Raw genomic sequence first — 26,192 nt, forward strand, 5'->3', positions numbered from 1 at the left:
GCGTTTTCCTTGCCGGAGAACGCAACCCGTTTCGATGGGGAGGGGTATGTATGGGTATCGGGGTTTCGAGAAGGTCGGTTCTGAAGGGGTCGGCAGTCGGCACGGTGGCGGTTGCATTGGGTACAAAGGCAAGTGCTGTTCCAACCGGGAGCGCGGACATCGAGTCGCCGTTGATTTTTCATTCGCCGGAGTTCGAGCCGTTTTGTGACGAACTACCCTCGTTGTCGACGCTTTCCGGAAACGAGATCACGCTGACAGCGCAAGTGGGGCAACATGCCTTTCATCGGGACTTTCCATCGTCCCCGGCACTGTCGTACCGCAGCGGAGAGATCGGTGGCGGCTATCTGGGCCCGACCGTCGAGGCGCATTCCGGCGAGCCGATCATGTTGACGTTCGAGAACGATCTGACCGGACATCCGTTGGCAGCGGACATGGATATGACGCTGCACGGAATGCAGGCCGACTTTCGTGCGAAACCGCCGACGTCGTTGCACTTGCACGGTGGAGTCACTTCACCTGAGAGCGACGGCCACCCGGAACTGCTGGTGATGCCGGGACAGGCTGCGATGCATCACTTTTCGCACGGTCAGGAAGCCGCCCACCTCTGGTATCACGATCACGCGATGGGCATCACCCGGCTCAACGTCTACGCCGGTCTGATCGGCAACTATCTGATCAGGGATGAATTCGACACCGGCAAACTGGGAAATCCGTTGGGGTTGCCGGCCGAGGAATTCGAGATCCCGTTGATCCTGCAGGAGAAGATCTTCACGCCGACAGGCGCCCAGAACGGCCGATCCACCATCTTGATCCCGGAAGGATCGTGGGAAGGCGGCGCGGTGGGCGACGTTGGCTTGGTCAACGGCAAGGTGTGGCCGGAACTGTCTGTGGCTCGGGGCCTTTACCGCTTCCGCATCGTCAATGCGTCGTCGGCAAGTGTGTGGAATCTTCACTTCTCGAACATGATGACGTTCTGGGTCATCGGCAACGACGCCGGAATGCTCGACGCACCCGTCGCGGTCAATGCCTTCCGCTGCGCACCGGGGGAGCGGTACGACCTCCTCGTCGATTTCACCGGACTGTCGGAGGGTTCGACGGTGGAGCTCCGCAACGACGAGGCGCCCCCGCTGCCCGCTGCTGTCATCGGTGAAGTGACGATGCCGCTGTTCTGCCGGTTCCGCGGCGACTCCAGGCGCGGATTCACCGGTGGTGTTCCGTCGCAACTGCGCGGTGGGCGCCGACAACGTGACGTTCTCGCCCCGTTGGAGCAGCCGACGGTAATTCGCACGGTGACAGTGAGCCAGCAACTGGAACTGCGGAATCCACCGGCTCAGATGACGCTGAACAACCTGACGTTCAGCACCACGGACGTCGAGAGGCCGCGGCAAGGCACCGTCGAGCAGTGGAACATCGTCAACACCACGCCGGACCCGCATCCGATACACCTGCACCTGGTGAATTTCCGGATTCTCGGCAGGACACCGATGCGGACGCTGGAGTACTTGATCCGCCATCCGCAGCCGGTGATCGGCAACAAGTGGACTCCGTCGCCCGACGGGTTCGAGGCGGGGCCGATGATCGCGCCGGCGCCGTGGGAAGCGGGGATGAAGGACACCGTCAGGGTGGACGGCGGCACTGTCACCCGGATCATCGTGCGATTCCCCACCGAGGATGAGCTGGGTTTCGATCCCGACGCGATGTTCGATCGTCTTCCGAGCGCTGTGATGACGAGCGCTGTGATGACGAGCGCTGTGATGACGAGCGCTGTGATGACGGGCGGTGATCAGGCGCATCAGGGAAACGGGCATCACGGCATGAGCAACCACGACGCGAGTAACACCGGTCGGCTCCAGGGATACGTGTGGCATTGCCATCTACTCGATCACGAAGATCACGACATGATGTTGCCGTATCGCATCGTGCCGTGAGTGCTTCCGGGGGCGCTCTCGAAATGAACCGAAGCGGGCAGGCGTTCGCGCGTCGGATCACCTCGGTCACCTAGCAGGATCGCTTCGGTCCTTCCCATGAATTTGGAACACGTTCTACAGTGAAAGGGCTGAGGTCTGTACCTCGGCCATGCGCCACCACCGAAGGCGGCGCGGACGATCTGCAGACCGGTTCGACGAATTACACGGAAGGAACACCTCACAGTGACCACAGAGGCATTCATTTATGAAGCCATCCGTACCCCGCGAGGCCGCGGCAAGAAGACCGGGTCGTTGCACTCGGTCAAGCCGATCTCGCTGGTCACGGGTCTGATCCAGGAACTGCGCGTGCGCTTTCCCGACCTCGACGAGGATCGGATCTCCGACCTCATCCTGGGCGTCGTCACCCCCGTTGGCGATCAGGGAATGGACATCGCCCGCGTTGCAGTCAACGATGCGGGACTGCCGGACACCGTCGGCGGCGTTCAGCTCAACCGTTTCTGCGCTTCCGGCCTCGAAGCCGTCAACATGGCAGCTCAGAAGGTTCGGTCCGGCTGGGACGAACTGGTGATCGCCGGTGGCGTCGAGTCGATGTCCCGCGTTCCGATGGGATCCGACGGTGGACCGTGGGCGCTCGACCCCGCCACCAACTACGACAACTACTTCGTGCCGCAGGGCGTCGGCGCAGACCTCATCGCCACCATCGAGGGCTACTCGCGTGACGACGTCGATGCATACGCCGTGCGCTCGCAGGACCTCGCCGCCAAGGCGTGGACCGGCGGATACTTCGCCAAGTCGGTAGTGCCGGTCAAGGACATCAACGGCATCACCATCCTCGACAACGACGAGCACATGCGTCCGGGCACCACGGCCGAGAACCTTGCCGGCCTGGCTTCCGCGTTCGGTGTGATCGGTGAAATCGGCGGATTCGACGCCGTATCGCTGCAGAAGTACCACTGGGTCGAGAAGATCAACCACGTTCACCACGGCGGCAACAGCTCGGGAATCGTCGACGGCGCTGCCCTCGTGCTCGTCGGTAGCGAGCAGGCCGGCAAGGACATGGGTCTGACGCCGCGCGCTCGCGTCGTCGCCACCGCCACCAGCGGCGCCGACTCCACCATCATGCTCACCGGCCCGACGCCGGCGTCGAAGAAGGTTCTGGCAGCTGCCGGCCTGACGGTCGACGACATCGACCTCTTCGAGATCAACGAGGCATTCGCTTCCGTCGTCCTGAAGTTCCAGAAGGACCTGAACATCCCGGACGAGAAGCTCAACGTCAACGGTGGCGCGATCGCAATGGGTCACCCGCTCGGTGCAACCGGCGCGATGATCACCGGAACGATGGTCGACGAGCTCGAGCGTCGTGGCGGCAAGCGCGCCCTCATCACCCTGTGCATCGGCGGCGGTATGGGCGTTGCCACCATCATCGAGCGCGTCTGACGCGGCGTCCGTCCTTCCAACGAGGCTTACCAGGAGTCAAGCAAAGTGACTGATCAGAACATCATCAACTGGGACCAGGACGCCGACGGCATCGTCGTGCTCACCATCAACGATCCCAACCAGGGCGCAAACACCATGAACGACGCGTACATCGCGTCGATGAAGGCCACCGTCGACCGTCTGGTCGCCGAGAAGGACTCCATCACCGGTGCCGTCATCACCTCAGGCAAGAAGACCTTCTTCGCCGGTGGCGACCTCAAGAACATGATCAAGGTCGGCCCCGAGCAGGCCGAGGAGATCTACAACCACAGCGTCGAGATCAAGGCAGACCTGCGTCGCCTCGAAACTCTCGGCAAGCCGGTAGTCGCCGCCATCAACGGCGCGGCGCTCGGCGGCGGCCTCGAGATCGCTCTCGCGACCCACCACCGCATCGCGGCAGACGTCAAGGGCGTCAAGATCGGCCTGCCCGAGGTCACCCTCGGCCTGCTGCCCGGCGGCGGCGGCGTCGTGCGCACCGTGCGGATGCTCGGTCTGCAGAACGCGCTCATGGGCGTCCTGCTCCAGGGGCAGCAGCGTGGACCAGTTCAGGCCAAGGAAGTCGGCCTCATCGACGAGGTCGTCGGCTCGGTAGAAGAACTGGTTCCGGCTGCGAAGGCATGGATCAAGGCCAACCCCGAAGGCGGCGTTCAGCCGTGGGATGTCAAGGGCTACAAGATCCCTGGCGGAACCCCGTCCACCCCGGCATTCGCTGCCAACCTTCCGGCGTTCCCCGCGAACCTGCGTAAGCAGCTCAAGGGTGCTCCGATGCCGGCTCCGCGCGCCATCATGGCCGCAGCCGTCGAAGGCTCGCAGGTCGACATCGACAACGCGCTCCTCATCGAGGCTCGCTACTTCACCTCGCTGGTGACCGGCCGCGTCGCGAAGAACATGATTCAGGCGTTCTTCTTCGACCTGCAGTCGATCAACGGCGGCGGTTCACGTCCGGCAGGCATCGAGAAGTCCACCATCAAGAAGGTCGGCGTCCTCGGCGCGGGCATGATGGGCGCGGGCATCGCGTACGTCTCCGCGAAGGCCGGCTTCGACGTCGTCCTCAAGGACGTCAGCATCGAGGCTGCCAACAAGGGCAAGGCGTACGCCGAAGGCATTGAGGCCAAGGCACTCTCGCGCGGCAAGACCACGCAGGAGAAGTCCGACGCACTCCTCGCCAAGATCACCCCGACGGCCGACCCGGCCGATTTCGCCGGCGTCGACTTCGTCATCGAAGCGGTCTTCGAGAGCCAGGAACTCAAGCACAAGGTGTTCCAGGAGATCGAGGACATCGTCGATCCCAAGGCGCTGCTGGGCTCGAACACCTCGACGCTGCCCATCACGGGTCTCGCCACCGGCGTGAAGCGTCAGGAAGACTTCATCGGCATCCACTTCTTCTCGCCCGTCGACAAGATGCCGCTGGTGGAGATCATCCGCGGTGAGAAGACTTCCGACGAGACTCTGGCTCGCGTGTTCGACTACGTCCAGGCGATCCGCAAGACGCCGATCGTGGTCAACGACTCGCGTGGCTTCTTCACCTCACGTGTCATCGGCACCTTCATCAACGAGGCCATCGGCATGCTCGCCGAGGGTGTCGAGCCTGCCACCATCGAGCAGGCCGGTATGCAGGCCGGTTACCCGGCTGCGCCGCTTCAGCTTTCGGATGAGCTCAACCTCACCCTCATGCAGAAGATCCGCAAGGAATCTGCCGACGCCGCCAAGGCCGAGGGCAAGGAACTGCCGGCAGATCCGGCCGGCGAGGTCATCAACACCCTCGTCGAGAAGTTCGATCGTAAGGGCAAGCTCGGTGGAGCCGGCTTCTACGATTACGCCGAGGGCAAGCGCACCGGCCTGTGGTCCGGACTCCGCGAGAACTTCAACTCCGGAACCTCCGACGCCCCGATCCAGGACCTCATCGACCGCATGCTGTTCATCGAGGCGATCGAGACGCAGAAGTGCTTCGACGAGAACGTCCTGATCACCACGGCGGACGCCAACATCGGCTCCATCATGGGCATCGGATTCCCGGCCTGGACCGGTGGCGTTCACCAGTTCATCGTCGGATACGAGGGCGGCACGGCCGGCTTCGTCGCTCGCGCAAAGGAACTCGCTGCGCAGTACGGCCCGCGGTTCACCCCGCCGGCTTCGCTAGGGGCATAGCCCCCGTGCGCGGTTAGGGAGTCTCAACACTTCCTAACCGCGCACAGCTTTATCCACAGGTTGGTTTTCTCGGCGAAATCCGACTGTATGTATTTGCAGGCTCGTCGTATGCCTTCACATACAGAAATCGATGCATTGCAGACCGTCGTCGATGCTCAGCACGGACTGGTCACTCACACTCAACTTCACACGCTCGGATTTCCTCGCTCTCGCGTGAAACAACGAGTTGAGGTCGGACGCTGGCAAACTGTTCTTCGCGGCGTCTACTCCGTCACCACGGGCCCATTGACCAGGTATGCCGTACTCGAGGCCGCGCTCTTGTACGGCGGCGGGTCGTCGATGCTCAGCCATCGCACCGCCGCTGAGGAATGGTCGATGTGTCGGCCGGATGGCACTGCACCCGTACATATCACCGTTCCGTACGGGAAGTCTGCGATCTCTCAAGCCGCCACTTTCGTTCGTGGCCTCGGCGCCGACCGACATCCATCACCCATGATCGGCACTGTCCTCCATCCCGGCGTTGTGGTCCACCGTTCGAGGGCTCATCGTCACATCGGCGTCGACGCGCAGATGCCGCGCACCGGCAAGGCTGATACAGCACTCGATCTGGCCGTCGCAGAACCGACTCCGCGCGAGGCCTATGTCAGCCTCATCACCACAGTCACCAACGGCCGCATCCGCTTGACGGACATCCGCCGACGCATGGAGGAGCGCTCACCCCGTAGGTACCGGAAGGCCCTCGAAAGTGCGGTGAAGCTTTTGGCAGACGGGGTGCAATCGACTCTCGAATATCACTATGCGGTGGATGTGGAGCAGGCACACGGGTTGCCGTCGGCCAGACGCCAATCACCGGTTCGCGTCGACGGTCGCACACTGTACGAGGATTGTGATTACAGCGAAGTGGGTGTGCCGCTGATCGTGCGTCTCGACGGTCGGTGGGCGCATTCCATGGCCGAGGTGGCATTCCGTGATCGCCGTCGTGACAACGCGGCAGAGCTGGCAGGTCGTCCGCGGTTGGTCTACGGATTCGACGAGGTGATGAAGACTCCGTGCCAGGTTGCACATGAAGTGGAGACGGTCTTGCGGCGGGGAGGTTGGGAGAGAAGAGGGGAGAACCCCTGCGGGGCCTGTGAGTGGTTAAGGAGTGCAGAGACTCCTTAACCACTCACAGGGAGCGGAGCTCCCTAGGCCTTCCACCACGGGCGAAGCGGCACATGCGCCTCACCCTTGGGGCCGAGCTTGACGGCCAGAACCTGGTGCAGCTGAACGACGTTGCGCTCGAACCCGAGTCGTGAGCCGGCCATGTACAGGCCCCAGACGCGGGCGGTTCCCTCGCCGACCTCGGCGACGCAGGCGTCCCAGTTGTCGACGAGGTTCTGGCACCATCCGGCGAGCGTCAGTGCGTAGTGCTCGCGCAGGTTCTCCTCGTGGCGCACCTCGAGACCGACGTTCTGGATCTCGGAGATGATGCGACCCGAACCGGTGAGCTCCCCGTCGGGGAAGACGTACCGGTCGATGAATCCGCCTGCCTTGGCACTGCTTCGGTTGTCCGGACGGGTGATGCAGTGGTTGAGCAGGCGCCCACCTTCACGCAGCTTGCCCTTGAGGAACTCGAAGTACGCCGGGTAGTTTCCGACGCCGATGTGCTCGGTCAGGCCGATGGAGGACACTGCGTCGAATCCGGTTTCGGCCACGTCGCGGTAGTCGGAGAAACGGACCTGGGCGAGATCGGCGAGGCCCTCGTCCTCGATGGCCTTCTGTGCCCAATCCGCTTGCTCGCGTGAGAGAGTCACGCCGATCACCTTGACGCCGCGTCGGGCCGCGTAGCGAACCATCGAGCCCCAGCCGCAACCGATGTCGAGAAGTCGATCACCCTTCTGGAGTCCGAGCTTCTCGAACACCAGGCGGTACTTGTTCTCCTGGGCTTCTTCGAGCGTCTGTTCCGCATTGTCGTAGGCGGCACAGGTGTACGTCATGGACGGGCCGAGGACGTACTCGTAGAAGGTGTTGGAGACGTCGTAATGGTGATGGATGACTTCGGCGTCACGAGTCTTGGAGTGACGCAGTCCTTCTGCGACGCGACGCCAGCGAGGAAGGTGTTCCTGGGGCGGCGGGGCGATGGGCCGCAACAGATCCCAGCCCAGTGAGCGGGTGATGCTGGCGAGTGTCAGTGCCGACGGGCGCTTGAGGTGGAGTTCGTCACCCATGATGCGCAGGATCTCGTACGGATCACCTGGGTGAACACCCTCGGCTTCGAGATCGCCGGAGACGTACGCGCGGGCCATGCCGAGATCGCCGGGCGCCGTTGCGAGATAAGTGGTTCCGCGAGTCGACTTGAGGTGCAGTCCGTAGTCGGCATCTTCGGGGCCGGCGGTGCTGCCGTCGTACGCGGTGAATCGAAGCGGCAGCATGCCGTCGGAAAGCGTCTCGAGAATCTCGGCAATAGAGAGCTTGTCCTGGCTTTTGGAGTCTTTGAACGTGGTCATTTACGTTGCACCGCCTTAGAGAATAGATCCAATAAACGGGATTTCGGGTCGTAGCGTTCCTTGAGTCCGATGTACCGGTCGCCGCCGTAGTACAGCTCCTCGAAGTCTTCCTTCGAGTAGTAGGAGTCGGAGTAGAGCGATTTGTGTCCGTCGAAATCGCTGACCTTTTCTTCGATCAGTCGATTTGCTGCCCCCTCGCGCTCGCCGGGAACGATCGGCACCGAAGACCAGAAGCCGATGTTGACGTAGGTGCGCTTGGGTTCGAGGGGGTAGAGGGGCCACGGCCGAGAAGCTGAGGCAGCGGCCGGGCTGGGCTCACGAAGACGCAACGGGCACAACCACAGTGGTTCGATCGGAATTTCCTCGAGGAACCACGAGACGAAGTCCGCGGTTCGTTCGATGGGTACCTCGACGTCCTGGACGACGCGTTCGCGCGGGGGCTTGCCCTTGCGCTTTTCGAGGCGATCTCCGATGTCGTACTTGTGGTCGAGGGCGATCAGCTTCCAGTAGAAGCTGCTGCGCAGGTACTGCTTGGGCCAGAAGCGTCGAATCTTCGGGTTCTGTGCACCGAAAGCCCGTGAGCACCAGAACCAGTCGGTGTCCCAGCGCCACAGGTAGTCCCGAATGGTCAAGCGATCCGTCTTGGGCTGTGTGAGTGACGGATGCTGGATCGACCGGTAGAAGATGTCCTGGTCGGTGTAATCGCTGACCGGGCCTTCCTCGTCGGTTTGTACGCCGAGTGTGAGGTAGCTCTCGGAATCGGTGAAGACCGCCCCGTCGAGATAGTCGACGGCGATCCCGTCGTACTCGCGCTCGGTGACGATGCGATCCATCGTTTCTTCGAGCTTCTTCAACGAATCGAAACGCACGTGTCGCAGGGCGACGTACTTCTTGACGGGTTCGAGTGCGATCTTCAATCGCGTCGAATAGCCAAGTGTGCCGTAGGAATTGGGGAAACCGAAGAACAGTTCGGCATGTTCGCCGTCCGGCGTAGCGGTGATGATCTCGCCGCTCCCGGTCAGTACGTCGATTTCGAGCACCGACTCGTGTGGCAGGCCGTTGCGGAACGAGGTGGACTCGATGCCCAGGCCCGTCACCGCACCGCCCAGGGTGATGGTCTTGAGTTGAGGTACGACCAGTGGCGCCAGACCGTAGGGCAGTGTCGCGTCGACGAGGTCTTCGTAGGTGCACATGCCGGCGACGTCGGCTGTGTGCGCCTGCGCATCGACGGCGATGACACCTGCCAGACCGCTGACGTCGAGGCCGGGGGCCGACGTCTTGGCGCGAGCGCGGAACAGATTGGATGTCTTCTTTGCCAGGCGTACAGAAGCATCGGCGGGAATGGCGCGGTATGACGCGAGTAGGCGTTCGACGCCTTCTCTGTGCTGCTCGAACCCCATTTCACGCGCAGCATCGGAACCCGGGCCTTGCTTTGTCCGGATTCGATCTAACTTCTGAACTACCCCATTGAACGAGAGAGTCACACCCTGACGCTATCGGTAGTTGCGTGTGCAAGCTATCCGGAGGGGTATTAATGCCTGAATTTGATCGAGTTGTTGCAATCGAACTCGGTAAATGCTCCGAGTGGTGAACCAGCTCACACGGAATGGGTAGATGGTCGAGATACCCGGGCGCAGCAGGCAGTATGGAAAGGAATATCTGCGCAGTTCGAGGTGCGGATTCGGGTAGTCATTCGCGGTATCGAGCCGCGTTGGTCGAGCAAGGAGACGTAGGGCATATGGGTCAGGTCAATGCAATGAGTTCGATAGTCGTCACAGCAGCACCCGACAAGGTGCTCGCGGCGCTCGCGGACTACGAGACGGTTCGCCCGCGGATCCTGTCCGAGCAGTACCTCGACTACAAGGTCGTCGAAGGCGGCCAGGGTGACGGCACCGTCGCGCAGTGGACGCTGAAGGCGACGGAAAAGCGCTCGCGCAACGTCAAGGCCACCGTTACGGTCGACGGCAACGTCATCACCGAGAAGGACGCGAACTCCAGTCTCGTCACCACCTGGACCGTTGCCCCTAACGGCACCGGAACGACGGTGACGACGCTCACCCAGTGGCAGGGTGCCACCGGTATCGGCGGTTTCTTCGAGCGCACGTTCGCCCCGAAGGGTCTGCAGCGCATCCAGGCCCAGGTCCTGGACAACCTCAAGCGCGAACTCGTCTAACTGATCCTGCATCACCGAGATGGCGTCGTACCTTCACCGGTACGGCGCCTTCTTTCATGGGCCGGTAATGATCCGCCCCAATTCGGTGAGTGCGGGGTTTCCGCTTTCCCAGTAGTCGCTGTGAACTCCGAACCCAGGCTCCCCGGGTGATCCGGCGAACATCTGCGCGCCGAATTCCGGATCCGACGGGTCGAACCCGTGGACTCCGAGGATCTTGGGGATCAATTGGACCGGATCCCAGAAGGCCGTCGTCGAATGAACATGGCGCGCCACCTCGTCCGAGTCGACGCCGTCCAGGCTCAGTTCGTTCACGCGCTCGACATCGACGCCAGGACTTGCGACAAAAACCAGTTCGTCGACGTCGAGAGAAGCGCCACGGGTAGTCGCAGCACCGACGACGGTGCTGCCGTAGGAATGACCGATCACCACGTTGTGCGACGGCTGACCGTCATGCGAGGTTCGTAACCCGTCCTGGAAGCTGTCCAGCCTCGGTGCCGCGGAGTTGGCGTACTGATCCGAGGCTGCATCGGGAATGCCTGGGGGAGCGTCGTATCCGGACCACAGGATCACTGATGTGGCTTCCGTTGGCGCCGCCCTCACCGCCGAGTCGTACATGGCCTTGGTTCGTTGCAGATCTCCGCCGACGCCCGACAGCCCGGAGCCGGTTCCGGGAACCAGTGTTGCGACGTTGTCGGCGGCATCGGGATTACCGAATGCCACGACGGCGTGCCCATCCGTGACCGAGAGAAGGAACGTGTCCGGTCGCAGTTCGCCGCGCACGGCCGTGTATCCGGCAGCTACCGTTCGATCCGGCAACTGCTCGAGCGCAGAGAGGTACCGCCGGTTGTAGTAGTCCCGGTCGAGAGCGGGAAGGCCGTCGCGGCTACCGATGGACGGATCCCACCTCGCCAACGCGTCTTTCTCGTTGGGAGTGAGCGATTCCCACAGTCGGTGTAACTCCGTTGGTGTCCCGGGGAGTGTCGACCTCCCATCGATGATGTCGACGACAGTGCGGTTGAGGCGATCAGTCTGATTGCCAAGGAGTGATCCGATCTCCCGGAATGCCTCACCCAGAGCAGTCGCGGCCCGGTTGTCTTCGTCGTCGAGTGCCGTCAATGCAGTGGAGATCCTCTGCTGAAAAATCTCTGCAGCCGTGGCGTTTTCGGAATCTTGCATGACGTCGGCCAGATTCCACGGCTGCTTCGTCTCAGGCGCCGATACAGCTCCACTGTCTGACACCGTCAATCCGTGTTCGAGAGTCGCCTCCTCGACCAGGTCCAGAACTGATTTTCGCGCCGCCCCGATCGTATTGGCCGCTCCGCCATACAGATCCGCAACAACGCGAACCGCAATCGACAGCCGCGACGAGGAAAGCGAGATGCCAGACCACTGCACTGCCGCCGCGCTCGACGCTTGTCCCTGCCAGAATTCGCGGACGGCGTCGATGCTGCCTCCGGCGTCATTGCCGAGAGCTTCGATCTGCCGGTCGATGTCGATCAGTTCCGAAGTGCTCGTGCGCAATTTCTCCGGTGACCACGTTCGAAGCTGAGAGACGGTGGGCTGCATCAGTAGGCTCCGCGCAGTTCGGACACCACTTCGCCCTCGGCAGCGTCGTACAGACGTGCTGCGGCAGCAGTTCCCGACGCCATGAGTCCCAATTGCGTAGCCAGGTACCGGTACGCGTCGGCGATGACGCCGGCATTCCCAGTCGACACAGCCGCGACAGCGGACGAGTTCAGGGCCGCCGCGGCTTCGAAAATCGGGCCGGCGGAATCGATCCCCGAGATCTGATCCGCAATTCGAGACAGATCAGCTGAAAGTTGCTGCAGAGCAGCGAAATCTACCTGAAGTATCGGCCCCATGGCAGAACCGTATCCAGGTGAGCTGGCTAGCGGGACGGTGCCGAGTTTCCTGTGGACAATCGGGATTTCTCCACAGAAGCCAGGTCAGGGGGTTGTCAGGAAGGCGGTGACTCCGCTGGTGACGGCGGTTGCGTACTCCTGCTGACCGTCCGGGCTCGTCATGCGCGCTGCCTCGTCGGCATTTCGCATGTTGCCGAGTTCGACCAGAATCGACGGCCGCTGCGAAAGATTGAGTCCTGTCAGATCGGCGCGTGGCGCCAACCCGCCGTCACCGATGTAGGTCGACGGGGTGAGCCCGGCGGTGACGAGTGAGTCGCGCATGGTTTCGGCAAAGGCGACGGACGGGCCGGCCTGCACCGTGTTCAGCGGGGGCGCGGAGTAGCAGACGTGGAAACCCTCGGCCCCGGCCGCTGCGCCGTCCGCGTGAATGCTCACCACTACGTCGGCGCCGGAGGAATTGGCAGCTTCGGCACGTGCGTCGACGCATGATCCGACGCTGACGTCATCGGGTCGACTCAGGACGACAGTTGCGCCTTGGCCTTCGAGCTCGCTCTTGACCAGGCTCGCGACTTCCCAGTTGAAGGTGTGCTCGGGGAACCCGGCATCGGTGTTGGTGCCGGTGGTCTGGCAGTTCTTGGTGCCGCCGCGGCCCGTGGGGACCTGGGTGTTGATGCTGTCGTCGTTCGCCCCGCTGTGCCCGGGATCGAGGAAGACGACCTTGCCGGTGAGCGCAGCGGGGACGTCAGCGGCGACAGTGCTCAGCGGAGACACCTCGACCGAAGTCGTGGCCTCGGCAGTCTCGGTCGGAATCGTGCACGCAGCGCTCAGAAGCCCAGCCCCGACCACGGCGATCAAGGCAGTGGAGCGGAACACACGTGATGCCATGTTTGACCTACCTGACGGTTTTACGGTGTCTGACTGGTTCCGGCGCACCCGCTCACGGTAGCGCGCACCGACTACGCTGGTGGGGATAACTCTGTAGAAAGGACCGCTCGTGCAACCAGGTGGAGCACCCGACATGTCTGCTCTGTTGGCTCAGGCTCAGCAGATGCAGCAGCAATTGATGGCGGCGCAGCAGGAAATGGCTCAGGCCGAAGTGACCGGTCAGGCCGGTGGCGGACTGGTTGTCGCCACGGTCAAGGGCACCGGCGAGGTTGTCGGTCTGCAGATCGATCCCAAGGTCGTCGACCCCGAAGACGTCGAGACGCTGCAGGATCTGGTGATCGGCGCGATCGAGGACGCTTCGCGCAAAGCACAGGAAGTCGCTGCTGAGAAGCTCGGCCCGTTGGCCGGCGGACTCGGCGGAGGCCTTCCCGGTCTCCCCGGCTTCTAGAAACGAGAACGCGTGTACGAAGGTCCGGTTCAGGATCTGATCGACGAACTCGGGAAGCTTCCCGGAGTCGGGCCGAAGAGCGCTCAACGCATCGCTTTTCACCTGCTCTCCGTGGAGCCTCCCGAGATCGACCGTTTGAAAAATGCATTGCAGCGCATCCGTGACGGCGTTCAGTTCTGCACGGTGTGCGGAACTGTGTCCGATCAGGAGAAGTGCCGCATCTGCGCCGACGCGCGTCGCGATCGCACGGTGATCTGCGTCGTGGAGGAACCGAAGGACGTCCAGGCTATCGAGCGCACCCGTGAGTTCAAGGGTCGCTATCACGTCCTCGGCGGTGCGCTCAATCCGCTCTCGGGGATCGGGCCGGACCAGTTGCGTATCCGGGAGTTGTTGGCTCGCATCGCAAATCAGGAGGACGGCGTCGACGTGTCCGAGGTCATCATCGCCACCGACCCCAACACGGAGGGTGAGGCGACAGCTACCTATCTCGTTCGCATGATGCGAGACATTCCGGGGCTGACGGTGTCTCGGTTGGCTTCGGGTCTTCCGATGGGTGGCGATCTCGAATTCGCAGACGAGTTGACGCTGGGTCGGGCATTGTCCGGCCGTCGTGAATTGTCGCGGAACGCTTGATGAGCGGCACGGAGCAAGGTCAGCAGGTGCGTCGTACGTCCGAGCAGACGCGTGCGCAGATCATCGCGTCGGCCGGGAAAGCATTCGCGACTCGGCCGTACCGCGAAATCACGCTCAAGGACATCGCCGAAGACGCAGGCGTCAGCGCTCCTCTCATCATCAAGTACTTCGGTTCCAAAGAGCAGTTGTACGACGAGTTGGTCGACTTCCGGGCAGCGGCGGTCACGGTCTTCGACGCCCCGAACGACTCGCTCGGCGAGCGCATGGTCTCGCTGTTCACCAAGCCGCTGGAGTCGTACAAGCCGCTGTCCATGAGCTTGTTGTTCATGAGCGGCGTCAGTGAAGAGAGCAACCGCAAGCTGCGCGAGAACTATTCGACGCAGATGATCGACACCCTCGCCGCTCGCCTGTCCGGCCCCGACGCGAGATTGCGCGCGGAACTGGCGATGTCGATGGTGGTCGGAGTGGCGATCATGCGCCGACGGATGATGGCCGGCCATGCCACCGGCACCCAGGACGAAGTGGTTGCGCTGTACGCACCACTTGTCCAAAAGCTGCTCGACGGGTGAGCGGCATCACAATTCTTGCTTGGTAAATATCCGTTCACCTAATGTAGGTGAACGGATATTTACCTAGTGGGAACAGGCGGTGTGGGGTGACGACGCTCGACCGTCCGCCGGGCACGCCTGCAGCCACCACCCCCGACGCGAGTCTCGCGCAGCCGCGCTCCCGCTTCCTCTTTCCCATCGTTGTCGCCGCCGCAGTGTTCCAGGCTGTTCTGCAGACGGTCATCGTTCCACTGCTGCCGGAGTTGCCGCACTTCACAGGCGCTGGACGCACGGCCGTGTCCTGGCTGGTGACCGTAACGCTGCTGGTCGGCGCTGTCGTCACTCCCATCTTCGGCCGGCTCGCCGATATGTTCGGCAAGAAGAAGATGCTTCTGGTTGCCTTCTCGATGATGACTCTCGGCTCGATGTTGTGTGCGCTGTCGTCGGACATCGCTGTCCTCATCTTCGCGAGAGCGTTGCAGGGGGCCGGGTCGGCAGTCATCCCCATCGGAATTTCCATGCTCCGTGACGAATTGCCACGCAACAAGGTCAACGGCGCAGTGGCCATGATGAGTTCGACGCTCGGCGTCGGAACCGCTTTGGGCATACCGTTTTCTGCGATGATCGCGCAGTACTCGAACTGGCACGTCCTGTTCTGGGTAACCACCGCCATCGGGCTGTCCGTGACTCTTGCTGCGGTGCTGTTCATTCGAGAGTCCGAGCCGAATCCGTCGGGAAGATTCGACGGCGTCGGGGCTGTCGGTCTGAGCGCCGCGATGATCGCTCTGCTCGTGCCGATCACTCAGGGATCGAGTTGGGGATGGACCAGCGGAGCGGTGATCTCCATGCTGGCCGCGTCGGCGGTGCTGTTCACGCTCTGGGTAATTCAACAGCGGCGCAACGTCAATCCGCTGGTCGACGTCCGTGCTCTCGTGAAACGTGCGGTGTTGATCCCGCATCTGGCGGCTCTGCTGGTCGGGTTCGCATTTTTCGGGAACACACTGATCACCACACAACTGCTGCAGGGGATGAAGGGGCCGGGCGCCGGGTACGGCCTGTCGATCATTGCGGCGGCGCTCTGCCAGATTCCGGCGAGTATCGCGATGGTGCTGTTCTCGCCGGTTGCGGTGCGGATCACCGACCGCTTCGGTTCACGGACCGCGATGTTGACCGGTGCCGTGTTCCTCGCCGGCGGGTACGGGATTCACGCCGTTGCCGGTAAGCCGCTGTGGGGAGTGGTTGCAGCACTGGGTATCACAGCAGTCGGGACCGCCATCGTCTACAGCACGCTCTCGCTGCTGATTCTGGTTGCCGTGCCTCGACAGCGACTGGCGGCAGCCAACGGGGTGAACTCACTTCTGCGGACGTCCGGAAGCACGATCTGCAGCGCGACGGTGGCAACGATCCTCGCCGCGTTCGTGATCAGCGGTTCGGAACATTCCACGTCGTGGACCGGATTCTCCGTCGCCTACCTGGTGTGCGCGGGCTGCGCCGTGGTCGTGTTCGCAGTGTCGATCCTGTTGCCGCAGGGGCGAACCCCGAAACATCTGGACCTGCCGGATCTCGTCAGGCGACCCTGAATCCCGAGAGGAAGAGTGTGATCATCAGATCCGCGAACTCTTCGGTGGTGTACTTCTGGCGGTCCGGCCAATGCGTGGTCGACCACAGGGTGTCGCGAACCGATCGATAGAAAATCTCGGGGGCCACGTCTCTGCGGAAGATTCCCTGATCGACGCCTTCGGCGATCGCTTTCATCCAGTGCTCGCGGACTTGGCGGGAAGGTCCGTCGACGGATTGCAGGAGATCGTTGTCGCGTAGATACGCCCGATCGTTCTGGTAGATCGCCGTCGGGTGCGGGTGCAGTTCGATGACGACCAGGGTCTCGCGGATCAGGCCGCGTAGGACGTCCTCGGGGTCGTTCGCCGTCTTCTCCACCTGATCGAAGCGGAGTTGAATGTCGGTGATGAAGCCGCGCATGAGCTCGGCGACTATCGCATTCTTCGACTTGAAGTAGTGGTAGAGGCTGCCCGAGAACACACCAGCGGCGTCGCCGATCTCGCGAACGGTCGTGGTGGCGACACCCTTCCTGGCGAACAGCTCGGCTGAGCTCTCCAGGATCTTCTCCCGACGATCTGGTGATGCCACTGAAATCTCCACTGGTTGTCGGTCCTGCTCAGGGCAGGGTTTCGCGGGTGCCGGGCTGCCGGCGTCGAACGTAGCGCAATCCTGCCTGATGGCTCCGGCTCGAACCAATTCGTCGGTGAGATCGCGTGTTTCCACTTCCGGATTCCTATGCTAGCTTCAAAATCAAGCGCTTGCTCAACTTTCGTTCACGGAGGATTTCAGTGCAGAGCCTGCAGACGCAGTTTCCGAATTTCATCGGCGCAGAGGCCGAACCACCCCGCGTCGCCCGCTACGCCGTCAACGAGGCGATGATCCGCAACTGGGTCGAGGCACACGACGACCGTAACTCGATCTACGTCGACGCCGAAGCTGCTCGCAGCACCGGTCGTCGAGACGTCGTCTGCCCACCCGCGATGATCTCGACCTGGGTGATGGCTGGCTACCGACGCTATCGGCAGGTTCAACAACTTCGTGCCGACGGAGCCGCCGAGGAATTCGCCTATTCACGACTGCTGGCGTTGTTGGACGAGGCCGGCTACACGTCGGTAGTCGCGACCAACGTCGAGCAGGAGTATTTCGCGGAGTTGAGTCCCGGAGACCACGTCACCGCATGTTTCACCATCGAAGCGATCTCACCGTTCAAACAGACGGCTCTCGGTCACGGGTGCTTCATCACTCTGTTCAAGAAGTACGTGGACCAGGACGGAAAGACGCTGGTCGAAGAGCGCTTTCGACTGCTCAGATTCAAACCAGATGCCCAGACAGATACCAAGCCCGAAGCCCAGGAGGTAATCGCATGAGCGAGACTGGCTCCCGCCACACCGCGGTGCCGAGACTCACCGTCACCGACGACAACGATTTCTTCTTCTCCGCGGCCAAAGAGGGTCGCCTCGAGATCCAACGGTGTGCGGATTGCAAGACTCTGCGCCACCCGCCAGCGCCCGCCTGCCCGGAATGCCGCTCGTTCAGTTGGGACACAGTCGAATCCACGCGGCGATGCACGTTGCACAGCTTCACGGTCATTCATCACCCGAAGGATCCTGCCTTCGAGTACCCGCTCGCCGTCGGACTCGTCGATCTCGAAGAAGGCACGCGTCTGGTTGCCGACATCGCGGGCATCGATCACGAGGAACTCGAATTCGGTATGGAACTCGAAGTGGCGTTCTCCGAGCACGCTCACAGCGAGATGCTGCCGCAACTGAGGCGACGGGGATCGGTGCAATGACGAATCTTTCTGATTACGAGGTAGGTTCGACCCTTCCCAGCCTCGAACTGCCGTTGGACCGAACGCTCATCGTCGCCACGGCGATCGCTTCTCAGGATTTCGAGGACGTGCATCACGATCCGGGCAAGGCGCAGGATCGCGGAACTCCCGACATCTTCATGAGCATCAACACCACCAACGGGCTCATCGACCGCTACATCACCGACTGGTCAGGCCCGGGATCGCGAATCGTCAAAACATCACTACGGCTTGGTGTTCCGAACTTTCCCGGAGACGCCATGACATTGACCGGCAAGGTGATCGACTCCGACGGCCGGGCGCTCACCGTGACGGTTCTCGGCAAGAACGCTCGCGGAACGCACGTGACAGCCGACGTGACTCTCGAACCGGCGGAAAGGGTAATCGCATGACACGAGGATTTTCGAGGCAAGCCGCCATCGCCGGGATCGGCGCCACCGAGTTCTCCAAGAACTCCGGCCGCAGTGAATGGCAGTTGGCGTGCGAATCCGTGATCGCCGCGCTCGACGACGCTCACATCGAGGCAGAAGAGGTGAACGGATTTGCACTGTTCACCATGGAGAACAATCCCGAGATTGCGGTCGCACGCGCTCTCGGGATCCCGGAACTGACGTTCTTCAGTCGTATTCCACACGGCGGCGGCGGTGCCTGCGCACCGGTTCAACAAGCCGCGCTTGCCGTCGCCAGTGGTGTCGCCGACGTTGTGGTCGTCTACCGTGCCTTCAACGAAAGATCAGGTCACCGATTCGGCGCCGGGCCACCACCCTTTGCGTACAACGCGTCGACGGACCAGGAGTATCGGAACTGGATCAACCCGTACGGGCTTCTGACGCCGGCGCAGCAGGAAGCCTTCCTCGCCAAGCTCTACATGCACAAGTACGGGGCAACCAGCGCCGACTTCGGTCAGATCTCGGTTCTCTCACGCAAGCATGCCGCGAACAACCCGAAGGCCTGGTTCTACGAACGCCCGATCACTATCGAGGACCATCAGAACTCGCGCATGATCGCTGACCCCATCCGTCTGCTCGACTGCTGCCAGGAAAGTGACGGTGGACAGGCGCTGGTCATCGTCAGCGCAGAGCGCGCCCGCGACCTGCCGCACAAACCTGCGATCATCAGCGGTGCTGCGCAAGGTGTAGGTCCACAACAGATTTCGATGAGCAGCTACTACCGCGACGACATCGACAGCATGCCGGAAGTCGAACTCGTGGCGCGCCAACTGTGGGACCAGGCCGGTATCGGCCCGGACGACATCGATGCCGCAATTCTCTACGACGCCTTCACTCCGATGGTTCTGCTTCAACTCGAGGAGTACGGATTCTGCGGTCGAGGTGAGGCAAAAGACTTCATCGCCGACGGGAATCTCGAGCTGGACGGTCGCCTGCCGATCAACACCCACGGTGGCCAACTCGGTGAGGGATACATCCACGGCGTCAACGGCATTGCCGAAGGTGTACGCCTGATCCGCGGCACTTCCACCAATCAACCCACCAAAACTCTGGACAACGTGCTCGTGACCGGCGGCTCTCCCGTCCCGCACAGTGCGCTCGTCCTCTCGGCAGATCGCTGAATCTGCCGCCAATTCGAGAAAGCAGGAACCAGATGAGTGAGCGGATCACCTACGCCAGGGCTACGCACGGCGAGGAAGAAATACAGGCGGTTATCGACGTCTTGCGCAGCGGGCATCAAGGATTGCGCATCGGCAAGAACGTCTTCGAGATGGAAGAACGTATCGCGGCCTTGGCAGGCAAGAAGTTCGGCGTCATGTGCAACTCGGGATCCTCGGGTTTGTACTTGGCAGTCGAGCTGCTCGGACTGCCTGCGGGAAGCGAGATCATCACGTCGCCGTTGACGTTCTCCACCGATATCGCACCGATCGTGCGTGCCGGTCTGGTGCCGGTGTTCGTGGACGTGGAACCCAACACGTTCAACGTCGACGTCACCAAGATCGAGGCAATGGTCACCGAAAAGACCGGTGCCATCCTGATGCCGAACCTCGCCGGCAACTGCCCGGACTGGGACGTCATTCGTGATATCGCTGATCGCCATGGACTCAAGGTGATCGAGGATTCGTGTGACGCGATCGGCGCCACGCTCCGCGGTACTCCCACCGGGTCTCGCGCGGACATCGTCGTCACCAGTTTCTCGATGGCACACATCATCACGTGCGCGGGAACCGGCGGAATGGTGTGCGTCGACGATGAAGCCAGCCGCGACAAGGCTTTGCTGCTTCGCCGCTGGGGCCGTCGCAGCGAGCCGAATCTGTTCGGTAGTACCAAGTCCGGCCGAGTCTTCCGTGAAGAACTCGACGGCGTCGACTACGACAACGACTTCATCTTCGAGCTCATGTCATGGAACTTCGAGCCCTCCGAACTCGGCGCAGCCTACGGTGTCGTGCAGCTCGACAAGCTGGAAGAGAACTACAAGACGCGTAAGGCAACGTTTGCGGCCTTCACGGCGGCATACGGCGCCCATCCCGAATTCTTCACGACGCCGGTAGAACTCGACGGTCTCGATACGGCGTGGCTGTGTTACCCGGTGATGATCAACGAGAACGCCCCCTTCACGCGCAGCGACCTGCAGGAAGCCATCGAGGCCGACGGTATCGACACACGAACTGTGTGGAGCGGCAACGTCACTCGTCACCCGATGATGAACAACATCGAGTTCCGTCAGCCGGCCGAAGGATTGCCGGAAGCCGACGCGGTTTTCGCCCGAGGAATGACACTCGGCATGAGTCACGGCCTGCGTGAAGACGAAGTTGCACGGATCGCGGAGAGCATCAATCGCTTCGCCTCGAAGTTCAAATAGCATGACGAGGCGCTTTGACGGCCGCCGAGCGCTTGTCACCGGTTCCAGTCGCGGAATCGGTGCGGGCGTCGCAGAGCGACTGGCAGCCGAGGGTGCCGACGTCGCCCTCGTGGCTCGGACGCTCGGCACGCATGCAACCCTGCCGGGCAGTCTCGAAGAGACTGCGGCTCGAATTGCCAAGTACGGAAACAAAGTCGAGATAGTTGTCGCAGATCTGACGGACGAGCAGCAGCGCGACACGGTGGTGCCGCTGGCGATCGAGAAGCTTGGCGGGACGATCGACATCCTGGTGAACAACGCGGCAGCGGCGATCTATCAGCCGCTGTCGGATTACCCACTGCGGCGGCGACGTTTGATGTTCGAGGCAAATGTCCATGCACCGCTCGATCTGATGCAAGCCGTGGTGCCGGGGATGGTGGCAAACGGATACGGCTGGATCGTGAACGTGTCCAGTGGCACCGTCAAACCGTGGCATGGCCCGCCGTTCACGTGGGTCGAACCGGGAACTGCCATGACCGTGTACGGCGCGTCCAAAGCAGCGCTGAACAGGATGAGCAACGGCATGGGCGTGGAACTTTACGGCCAGGGGGTTCGCGTCAACACGGTTCAACCGCGGGCAGCGGTGCTCAGTGAGGGCGCCAGAGTCCTGGTCGGTGAGACTATCCGGCCGGATCAGGTCGAATCTATGGAAGAAATGGTGGAAGCGGTCACAGCGCTGTGTGATTGCGACACCGAGTTCACCGCGCGCTCGATCGTCAGCTTGGACCTGATCGACGAGTGGTCCCTGACCGTACGCGGTCTGGACGGAACGGCACTACGAACCGAGGAGTTGGCATGAAGCCCGTCATCGTGGACGCAGCACGAACGCCGTTCGGCAAGCGTGAGGGTTGGCTGTCCGGAGTCCACGCGGCGGAACTGTTGGGTTATGCGCAGAGAGGCGTGCTGGATCGGGTGGGCGTGGATCCTGACGCGGTCGACCAGGTCATCGGCGGCTGCGTGACGCCTCTCGGTGAGCAGTTCGGAAACATCGTGCGTACGTCCTGGATGCATGCGGGCCTTCCGTTGAAAGCGGGTTGCACCACGATCGACGCGCAGTGCGGCACAGCGCAGCAATCGGTGCAGTTGATTGCCGGGCAGATTGCCATCGGTGCAGTCGACGTGGGTGTGGCGTGCGGTGTCGAGTTGATGTCCCGCGCTCCGTTGACGTACAAGGTGGGTACCGGTCTGGGAACACCACGTCCGGAGTCGTGGTCACTCGATACCGTCGACCAGTACACCGCGGCCGATCGGATTGCTGTCAAGCGCGGTTTCAGCCGCGAGGATCTCGACGCCTTCGGGCTCCGCTCGCAGCAGCGGGCGGCGGCGGCGTGGGAGGCAGGACGCTTCGACTCGCACATCATCGATGTGGTCGCTCCGGGCTCTGACGTTCCGGTTCATCGGGATCAGGGTCTGCGCGAATCGAGTCTCGAAGGGCTCGCGAAGCTGCGCACCGTTCAAGAGGGCGGATTGCACACCGCTGGAACGTCTTCGCAGGTCTCGGACGGTGCGAGTGCAGCTCTGCTGATGTCAGAGGATCGAGCCGAGGCCCTCGGCGTGCGGCCGCGCGCAAAGATACTGGCGCAGTGCGTCATCGGCGGTGACACCGAGTTCATGCTCGACGGTCCCGTCGACGCGGCAAACATCGTGCTCGGACGCACCGGGCTGACAATCGACGACGTCGATCTGTTCGAGGTCAACGAGGCATTTGCTTCGGTACCGATGTCGTTCGCGCAGGTTCACGGCGTCGATCCCGAATTGCTGAACGTCAACGGTGGTGCAATCGCACTGGGCCACCCGGCCGGTGCAACCGGAATCAGACTGTTGGCCAATGTCATCGACGAATTGGAGCGCCGGAACAAGTCCATCGCACTGATCGCGATCTGCGCGTCCGCCGCAACCACCTGCCTGATTCTCGAACGCATCTGACAAGAACCGAAGATTGAGGAACCTGCCATGGCACTACCCCTGCTCGAAGATCACCGTGACCTGGCGGAAGCGGTAGCCGCATTCGCGAACCGCTTCGGTGGAATCGCCGATACGCGGAGCAACGTCAAGCGGTACGCCGCCGGTGATCGGCCGGACTCGTGGGATGGGTTGGTCCGTCAGGGCCTGCACGCAGTGCACCTGCCGGAGCAGTACGGCGGTGACGGGGCGGGTCTTGCCGAACTTGCAGTGGTAGTCGAGCAATTGGGTGATGCGCTCTATCCGGGACCGTACGTTCCGACGGTCATCGCCAGTGGGATTCTCGCAACAGCTGCGGGCCCGGCTGCGGAAACAATGCTGACCGAATTGGCCACCGGTGCAACCGGAGCAGTCTGTACAGGCGCGGGATTGCGCGCTGCTCGAAGCGACGCTGGGTGGACAGTGAGCGGTTCTGCCGACCCAGCTCTAGGTCTGCCCGGAGCTGATGTCGTTCTCGTGCGGGCGAACAGCGAAGACGGCGAGTTGTGGTTCCGACTCGAACCGTCGACTTCCGCTGCGGTGGTGATCGAAGACGGGGTGGATCTGACACGGTCGATCGGAACACTGACGTTGACCGATCACCAGGTCGAGGCTGGGCTGATCGTCGACGGCCTCCAGGCGCACCGAACCGAACTGATCGTCAACACGGTGTTGGCTGCGGAGGCGAGCGGTATCGCCGGGTGGGCGCTACGGACCGCAGTCGACTATGTGAAGTCCCGGCAGCAGTTCGGCCGTCCGGTCGGAAGCTTCCAGGCAGTTCAGCACAAGGCGGCCATGATGCTGGTCCGCTCCGAGATTGCCTGTGCCGCAGCGTGGGACGCCGGTCGATCCGAAGACCACGACGAGGATCAGCAGAAACTTGTCTCGGCTCAAGCTGCGTTGGCCGCTTTGCCCGTCGGCATCGAGAACGCCCTCGAATGTGTAACTTTGCTCGGCGGAATCGGATTCACCTGGGAGCATGACGCGCATCTGTACTGGCGCCGGGCGATCAGTATCGCGGCAGTGGCGGGTTCCGAGGTGAAGTGGGCACACACGTTGGGAGACCGGTCTGCCGATTCGGAACGGGATTTCTCCTTTGTCGACCCGGAAATGCTGCCGGAGTTACGAGAGCAGGTTCGTAGGGTTCTGGACGAGGTTGCGCTGCTGCCCGACGACGGAACCACTAGCGCCAGTTGGGCGCCGGCCAAGGGGAGCGCTCGACGCGCCCGATTTGCCGACGCCAAACTGGTTGCCCCGCACTATCGGGCGCCGTACGGGCTGGGAGCGGGACCGAGGGAACAGGCCGTCATCGCACATGAATTCGCGATGCGAGGTTGGGCTCAACCGTCCACGGTGATCGGGGAATGGGTGCTGCCCACGATTCTCGAACACGGCAACGCCGAGCAGCAGGACAGGTTCGTCGAGCCTTCGCTGCGCGCCGACATCATCTGGTGCCAGCTGTTCAGTGAGCCGGGCGCGGGATCAGACCTGGCCGGTCTGAGCACGAAAGCGCGCAAGGTCGACGGTGGCTGGGTCCTGTCTGGTCAGAAAGTGTGGAACTCGGGTGCGCACGAGGCAGATTGGGGAGTATGCCTGGCGCGTTCCGACGCGGACGCTCCGAAACATCGTGGGCTGTCGTACTTCCTGGTCGACATGACCTCGAAGGGCGTCGACGTACGTCCGCTGAAGCAAGCCACCGGCAAGTCGGAATTCAACGAGGTATTCCTCGACGACGTCTTCGTCCCGGACGACTGCCTGGTGGCCGAACCGGGGCAAGGGTGGAAACTTGCTGCGACAACGCTGTCCAACGAACGCTTGAGCATGGGCAGCACGCTGCACCACGGTTCGAGTCGGTTGTTCCGTCAGGTGATTGCCGACGCGAGCCACGACTGCCCCCGCGAAGATGCAGTGGAAGGCCTCGGCCGCAGTCTCTCTCGTGAGTTGGCACTGTCCGCGATGAATCTGCGTGGGGTGTCGGCGCGGCTGGCGGGTCAGGAACCGGGCGCCGAGATCAGCGTGTCGAAGGTGTACAACGCCCTGGCGCAGCGCGAGGGCTCGCGGGACCTGTTGCGACTGCTCGGACCGCGCGCCGCAGTTGTCGACCCGTCGGCGAATTACGCGATAGACCACATCGGACTTCCCTCGATTCTGTTCGGCGGCGGAACCGTCGAAATTCAACTCAACGTCATCGCGCAGCGCGTACTCGGCCTGCCGCGTTCGTAGATCTTAGGAGCTTCACCATGTACTTGGATTTGTCGGAGGAGTCGAAGACTCTGCGCAAGGAATTGCGCGCATACTTCGCAGAGATCATCAACGACGAAGACCGCCGTGCTCTCGTGGATCAGACCGAAGGCGGCCCCGTCTTCGATCGCATCCTGCGCCGGATGGGTAAAGACGGTTGGCTGGGCTTGGGGTGGCCGGAGGAATTCGGCGGTCGGGGTGAGAACCCCGAAGCTCTGTATGTGTTCTACGACGAAGTGATTCGCGCGAATGCGCCGCTGTCACTGGTCACGCTGAACACCGTCGGACCCGCTCTGATCAAGCACGGGACGCAAGCTCAGAAGGACTTCTTCCTGCGTCCGATCCTGGCGGGTGAATTGATCTTTGCCATCGGCTACACCGAACCCAATGCGGGCACCGATCTCGCGGCACTCGAAACACGCGCCCGCATCGAGGGCGACGAGCTTGTCATCAACGGCAACAAGATCTTCACCAGCGCCGGTGTGTTTGCCGACTGGGTCTGGCTTGCCGTTCGCACCGATCCTGACGCGCCGACGCATCAGGGCATTTCCGTGGTCCTGGTACCGACCAATTCGCCGGGGTTCTCGGTCACCGAAATTCACACCGTGGGCGGAATCAGCACTTCGGCAACCTATTACGAAGATGTTCGGGTGCCGATCAGCAATGTCGTCGGTGAGCTCAATCAGGGGTGGAAGCTCATCACCAACCAGCTCAACCACGAACGTGTTGCCCTGGCAGCACGCGGTGGCATCGCCAACGAGCTCTTCGCCGAGGTGGTCGAGTGGGCAAAGACAGAACCCGCCGGTGACGGCCACGTCTACGACATCGGCTGGGTACGTGAGAAATTGGCGGAAGTCTACGCGCTGCTCAGCGCCGCCGACCTGATGAACCTGCGACTGGTGGCGGACGTCGCCGCCAACACCTTGGGCGGCGGGGATTCGGCCGCGGCCAAGATCTTCGGTACCGAAGCCGTCGTCAGTGCGTACGGCATGCTGCAGGAAGTGCTGGGTGCCAAGGGCTTACTGCGCCCCGGTACACCCGGAGCGGTACTGGAAGGGCGGGTCGAGAACCTGGGTCGGCGCGCCCAGAACAACACCTTCGGTGGTGGTACCAACGAAGTGATGCGTGAAATTGTCGCCGCAAAATGCCTGGGCATGGCGCTTGCTGCGCGTCGCCGGCCCGCTGCACAGAACGAAAAGAGCTGAC

The 26,192-nt window shown here is 62.3% G+C and carries 24 protein-coding genes; 18 read left to right on the top strand and 6 right to left on the bottom strand.

Annotation, left to right across the window (positions count from 1 at the left end):
- Positions 1-50 precede the first annotated feature (50 nt).
- The 4 genes from B0E55_RS23495 to B0E55_RS23510 all read left to right on the top strand — a co-directional run bounded on the left by B0E55_RS23495 (position 51) and on the right by B0E55_RS23510 (position 6,713).
- Positions 51-1,928 carry a multicopper oxidase domain-containing protein gene (locus tag B0E55_RS23495; protein WP_080910562.1) on the top strand — a complete coding sequence of 626 codons (1,878 nt, stop codon included), beginning with the start codon at positions 51-53 and terminating at the stop codon, positions 1,926-1,928.
- Between the two features lie 222 nt (positions 1,929-2,150).
- Positions 2,151-3,365 carry an acetyl-CoA C-acetyltransferase gene (locus B0E55_RS23500; protein WP_080910563.1) on the top strand — a complete coding sequence of 405 codons (1,215 nt, stop codon included), beginning with the start codon at positions 2,151-2,153 and terminating at the stop codon, positions 3,363-3,365.
- A gap of 45 nt (positions 3,366-3,410) precedes the next feature.
- Positions 3,411-5,552 carry a 3-hydroxyacyl-CoA dehydrogenase NAD-binding domain-containing protein gene (locus B0E55_RS23505; protein ID WP_003943799.1) on the top strand — a complete coding sequence of 714 codons (2,142 nt, stop codon included), beginning with the start codon at positions 3,411-3,413 and terminating at the stop codon, positions 5,550-5,552.
- A 108-nt stretch (positions 5,553-5,660) separates the two neighbouring features.
- Entirely contained in the window at positions 5,661-6,713 is a 1,053-nt protein-coding gene (locus B0E55_RS23510; RefSeq protein WP_080910564.1) for a hypothetical protein, read from the top strand.
- A gap of 23 nt (positions 6,714-6,736) precedes the next feature.
- Here B0E55_RS23510 and B0E55_RS23515 read toward each other — a convergent pair whose 3' ends face one another.
- Positions 6,737-8,038, bottom strand: a complete 1,302-nt coding sequence (locus tag B0E55_RS23515; protein WP_003943932.1) for a class I SAM-dependent methyltransferase — start codon at positions 8,036-8,038, stop codon at positions 6,737-6,739.
- A complete protein-coding gene (locus B0E55_RS23520) occupies positions 8,035-9,438 on the bottom strand; it encodes an FAD-binding oxidoreductase (RefSeq protein WP_080910565.1) in 1,404 nt (467 codons plus the stop codon). Before B0E55_RS23520 ends, B0E55_RS23515 begins: the two co-directional genes overlap by 4 nt.
- A 338-nt stretch (positions 9,439-9,776) precedes the next feature.
- Between B0E55_RS23520 and B0E55_RS23530 the strand changes: the two genes are divergently transcribed.
- Positions 9,777-10,211 carry an SRPBCC family protein gene (locus B0E55_RS23530; RefSeq protein ID WP_019746544.1) on the top strand — a complete coding sequence of 145 codons (435 nt, stop codon included), beginning with the start codon at positions 9,777-9,779 and terminating at the stop codon, positions 10,209-10,211.
- A 54-nt stretch (positions 10,212-10,265) separates the two neighbouring features.
- Here B0E55_RS23530 and B0E55_RS23535 read toward each other — a convergent pair whose 3' ends face one another.
- The 3 genes from B0E55_RS23535 to B0E55_RS23545 all read right to left on the bottom strand — a co-directional run bounded on the left by B0E55_RS23535 (position 10,266) and on the right by B0E55_RS23545 (position 12,958).
- Positions 10,266-11,777 (bottom strand): alpha/beta hydrolase, encoded by a 1,512-nt coding sequence (locus B0E55_RS23535; RefSeq protein WP_080910566.1) that lies wholly within the window; start codon positions 11,775-11,777, stop codon positions 10,266-10,268.
- Positions 11,777-12,073: a hypothetical protein gene (locus B0E55_RS23540; protein ID WP_020905903.1), complete on the bottom strand. Its 297-nt coding sequence runs from the start codon at positions 12,071-12,073 to the stop codon at positions 11,777-11,779. Before B0E55_RS23540 ends, B0E55_RS23535 begins: the two co-directional genes overlap by 1 nt.
- Positions 12,074-12,157: 84 nt before the next feature.
- Complete coding sequence (locus B0E55_RS23545; protein ID WP_080910567.1) at positions 12,158-12,958, bottom strand: Rv3717 family N-acetylmuramoyl-L-alanine amidase; 801 nt, start codon at positions 12,956-12,958, stop codon at positions 12,158-12,160.
- A 109-nt stretch (positions 12,959-13,067) separates the two neighbouring features.
- Here B0E55_RS23545 and B0E55_RS23550 point away from each other — a divergent pair, with 109 nt between their 5' ends.
- The 4 genes from B0E55_RS23550 to B0E55_RS23565 all read left to right on the top strand — a co-directional run bounded on the left by B0E55_RS23550 (position 13,068) and on the right by B0E55_RS23565 (position 16,167).
- Positions 13,068-13,406: a YbaB/EbfC family nucleoid-associated protein gene (locus tag B0E55_RS23550; protein ID WP_003943929.1), complete on the top strand. Its 339-nt coding sequence runs from the start codon at positions 13,068-13,070 to the stop codon at positions 13,404-13,406.
- Between the two features lie 12 nt (positions 13,407-13,418).
- Complete coding sequence (recR, locus tag B0E55_RS23555; protein WP_080910568.1) at positions 13,419-14,039, top strand: recombination mediator RecR; 621 nt, start codon at positions 13,419-13,421, stop codon at positions 14,037-14,039.
- Positions 14,039-14,608: a TetR/AcrR family transcriptional regulator gene (locus B0E55_RS23560; RefSeq protein WP_007731538.1), complete on the top strand. Its 570-nt coding sequence runs from the start codon at positions 14,039-14,041 to the stop codon at positions 14,606-14,608. The genes recR and B0E55_RS23560 overlap by 1 nt, the downstream gene beginning before the upstream one ends.
- An 86-nt stretch (positions 14,609-14,694) precedes the next feature.
- Positions 14,695-16,167 (top strand): MFS transporter, encoded by a 1,473-nt coding sequence (locus B0E55_RS23565; protein WP_069147121.1) that lies wholly within the window; start codon positions 14,695-14,697, stop codon positions 16,165-16,167.
- On the opposite strand, the gene B0E55_RS23570 is transcribed toward B0E55_RS23565, so the two are convergent.
- Complete coding sequence (locus B0E55_RS23570) at positions 16,154-16,867, bottom strand: TetR/AcrR family transcriptional regulator (RefSeq protein ID WP_182262141.1); 714 nt, start codon at positions 16,865-16,867, stop codon at positions 16,154-16,156. The two genes, B0E55_RS23565 and B0E55_RS23570, sit on opposite strands and share 14 nt — an antisense overlap.
- A gap of 65 nt (positions 16,868-16,932) precedes the next feature.
- Between B0E55_RS23570 and B0E55_RS23575 the strand changes: the two genes are divergently transcribed.
- The 9 genes from B0E55_RS23575 to B0E55_RS23615 are packed head-to-tail and all read left to right on the top strand — an operon-like array spanning position 16,933 to position 26,191.
- Positions 16,933-17,511, top strand: a complete 579-nt coding sequence (locus tag B0E55_RS23575; protein ID WP_080910569.1) for an FAS1-like dehydratase domain-containing protein — start codon at positions 16,933-16,935, stop codon at positions 17,509-17,511.
- A complete protein-coding gene (locus B0E55_RS23580) occupies positions 17,508-17,936 on the top strand; it encodes a Zn-ribbon domain-containing OB-fold protein (protein ID WP_047888075.1) in 429 nt (142 codons plus the stop codon). The genes B0E55_RS23575 and B0E55_RS23580 overlap by 4 nt, the downstream gene beginning before the upstream one ends.
- Positions 17,933-18,346: an acyl dehydratase gene (locus B0E55_RS23585; RefSeq protein WP_080910570.1), complete on the top strand. Its 414-nt coding sequence runs from the start codon at positions 17,933-17,935 to the stop codon at positions 18,344-18,346. The genes B0E55_RS23580 and B0E55_RS23585 overlap by 4 nt, the downstream gene beginning before the upstream one ends.
- Entirely contained in the window at positions 18,343-19,524 is a 1,182-nt protein-coding gene (locus B0E55_RS23590; protein WP_029254298.1) for a lipid-transfer protein, read from the top strand. Before B0E55_RS23585 ends, B0E55_RS23590 begins: the two co-directional genes overlap by 4 nt.
- A 32-nt stretch (positions 19,525-19,556) precedes the next feature.
- A complete protein-coding gene (locus B0E55_RS23595; RefSeq protein ID WP_021332910.1) occupies positions 19,557-20,765 on the top strand; it encodes a DegT/DnrJ/EryC1/StrS family aminotransferase in 1,209 nt (402 codons plus the stop codon).
- Position 20,766: 1 nt separating this feature from the next.
- Positions 20,767-21,603: an SDR family NAD(P)-dependent oxidoreductase gene (locus B0E55_RS23600; protein WP_080910571.1), complete on the top strand. Its 837-nt coding sequence runs from the start codon at positions 20,767-20,769 to the stop codon at positions 21,601-21,603.
- Positions 21,600-22,730: a steroid 3-ketoacyl-CoA thiolase gene (locus B0E55_RS23605; protein WP_080910572.1), complete on the top strand. Its 1,131-nt coding sequence runs from the start codon at positions 21,600-21,602 to the stop codon at positions 22,728-22,730. Before B0E55_RS23600 ends, B0E55_RS23605 begins: the two co-directional genes overlap by 4 nt.
- A gap of 27 nt (positions 22,731-22,757) precedes the next feature.
- Complete coding sequence (locus B0E55_RS23610) at positions 22,758-24,968, top strand: acyl-CoA dehydrogenase (RefSeq protein WP_080910573.1); 2,211 nt, start codon at positions 22,758-22,760, stop codon at positions 24,966-24,968.
- Positions 24,969-24,985: 17 nt separating this feature from the next.
- Positions 24,986-26,191 carry an acyl-CoA dehydrogenase family protein gene (locus tag B0E55_RS23615; RefSeq protein ID WP_020905915.1) on the top strand — a complete coding sequence of 402 codons (1,206 nt, stop codon included), beginning with the start codon at positions 24,986-24,988 and terminating at the stop codon, positions 26,189-26,191.
- The last annotated feature ends 1 nt before the right edge of the window (position 26,192 follow it).

Source organism: Rhodococcus sp. 66b, from assembly GCF_002076325.1.
GTDB classification, from domain to species: domain Bacteria; phylum Actinomycetota; class Actinomycetes; order Mycobacteriales; family Mycobacteriaceae; genus Rhodococcus_F; species Rhodococcus_F erythropolis.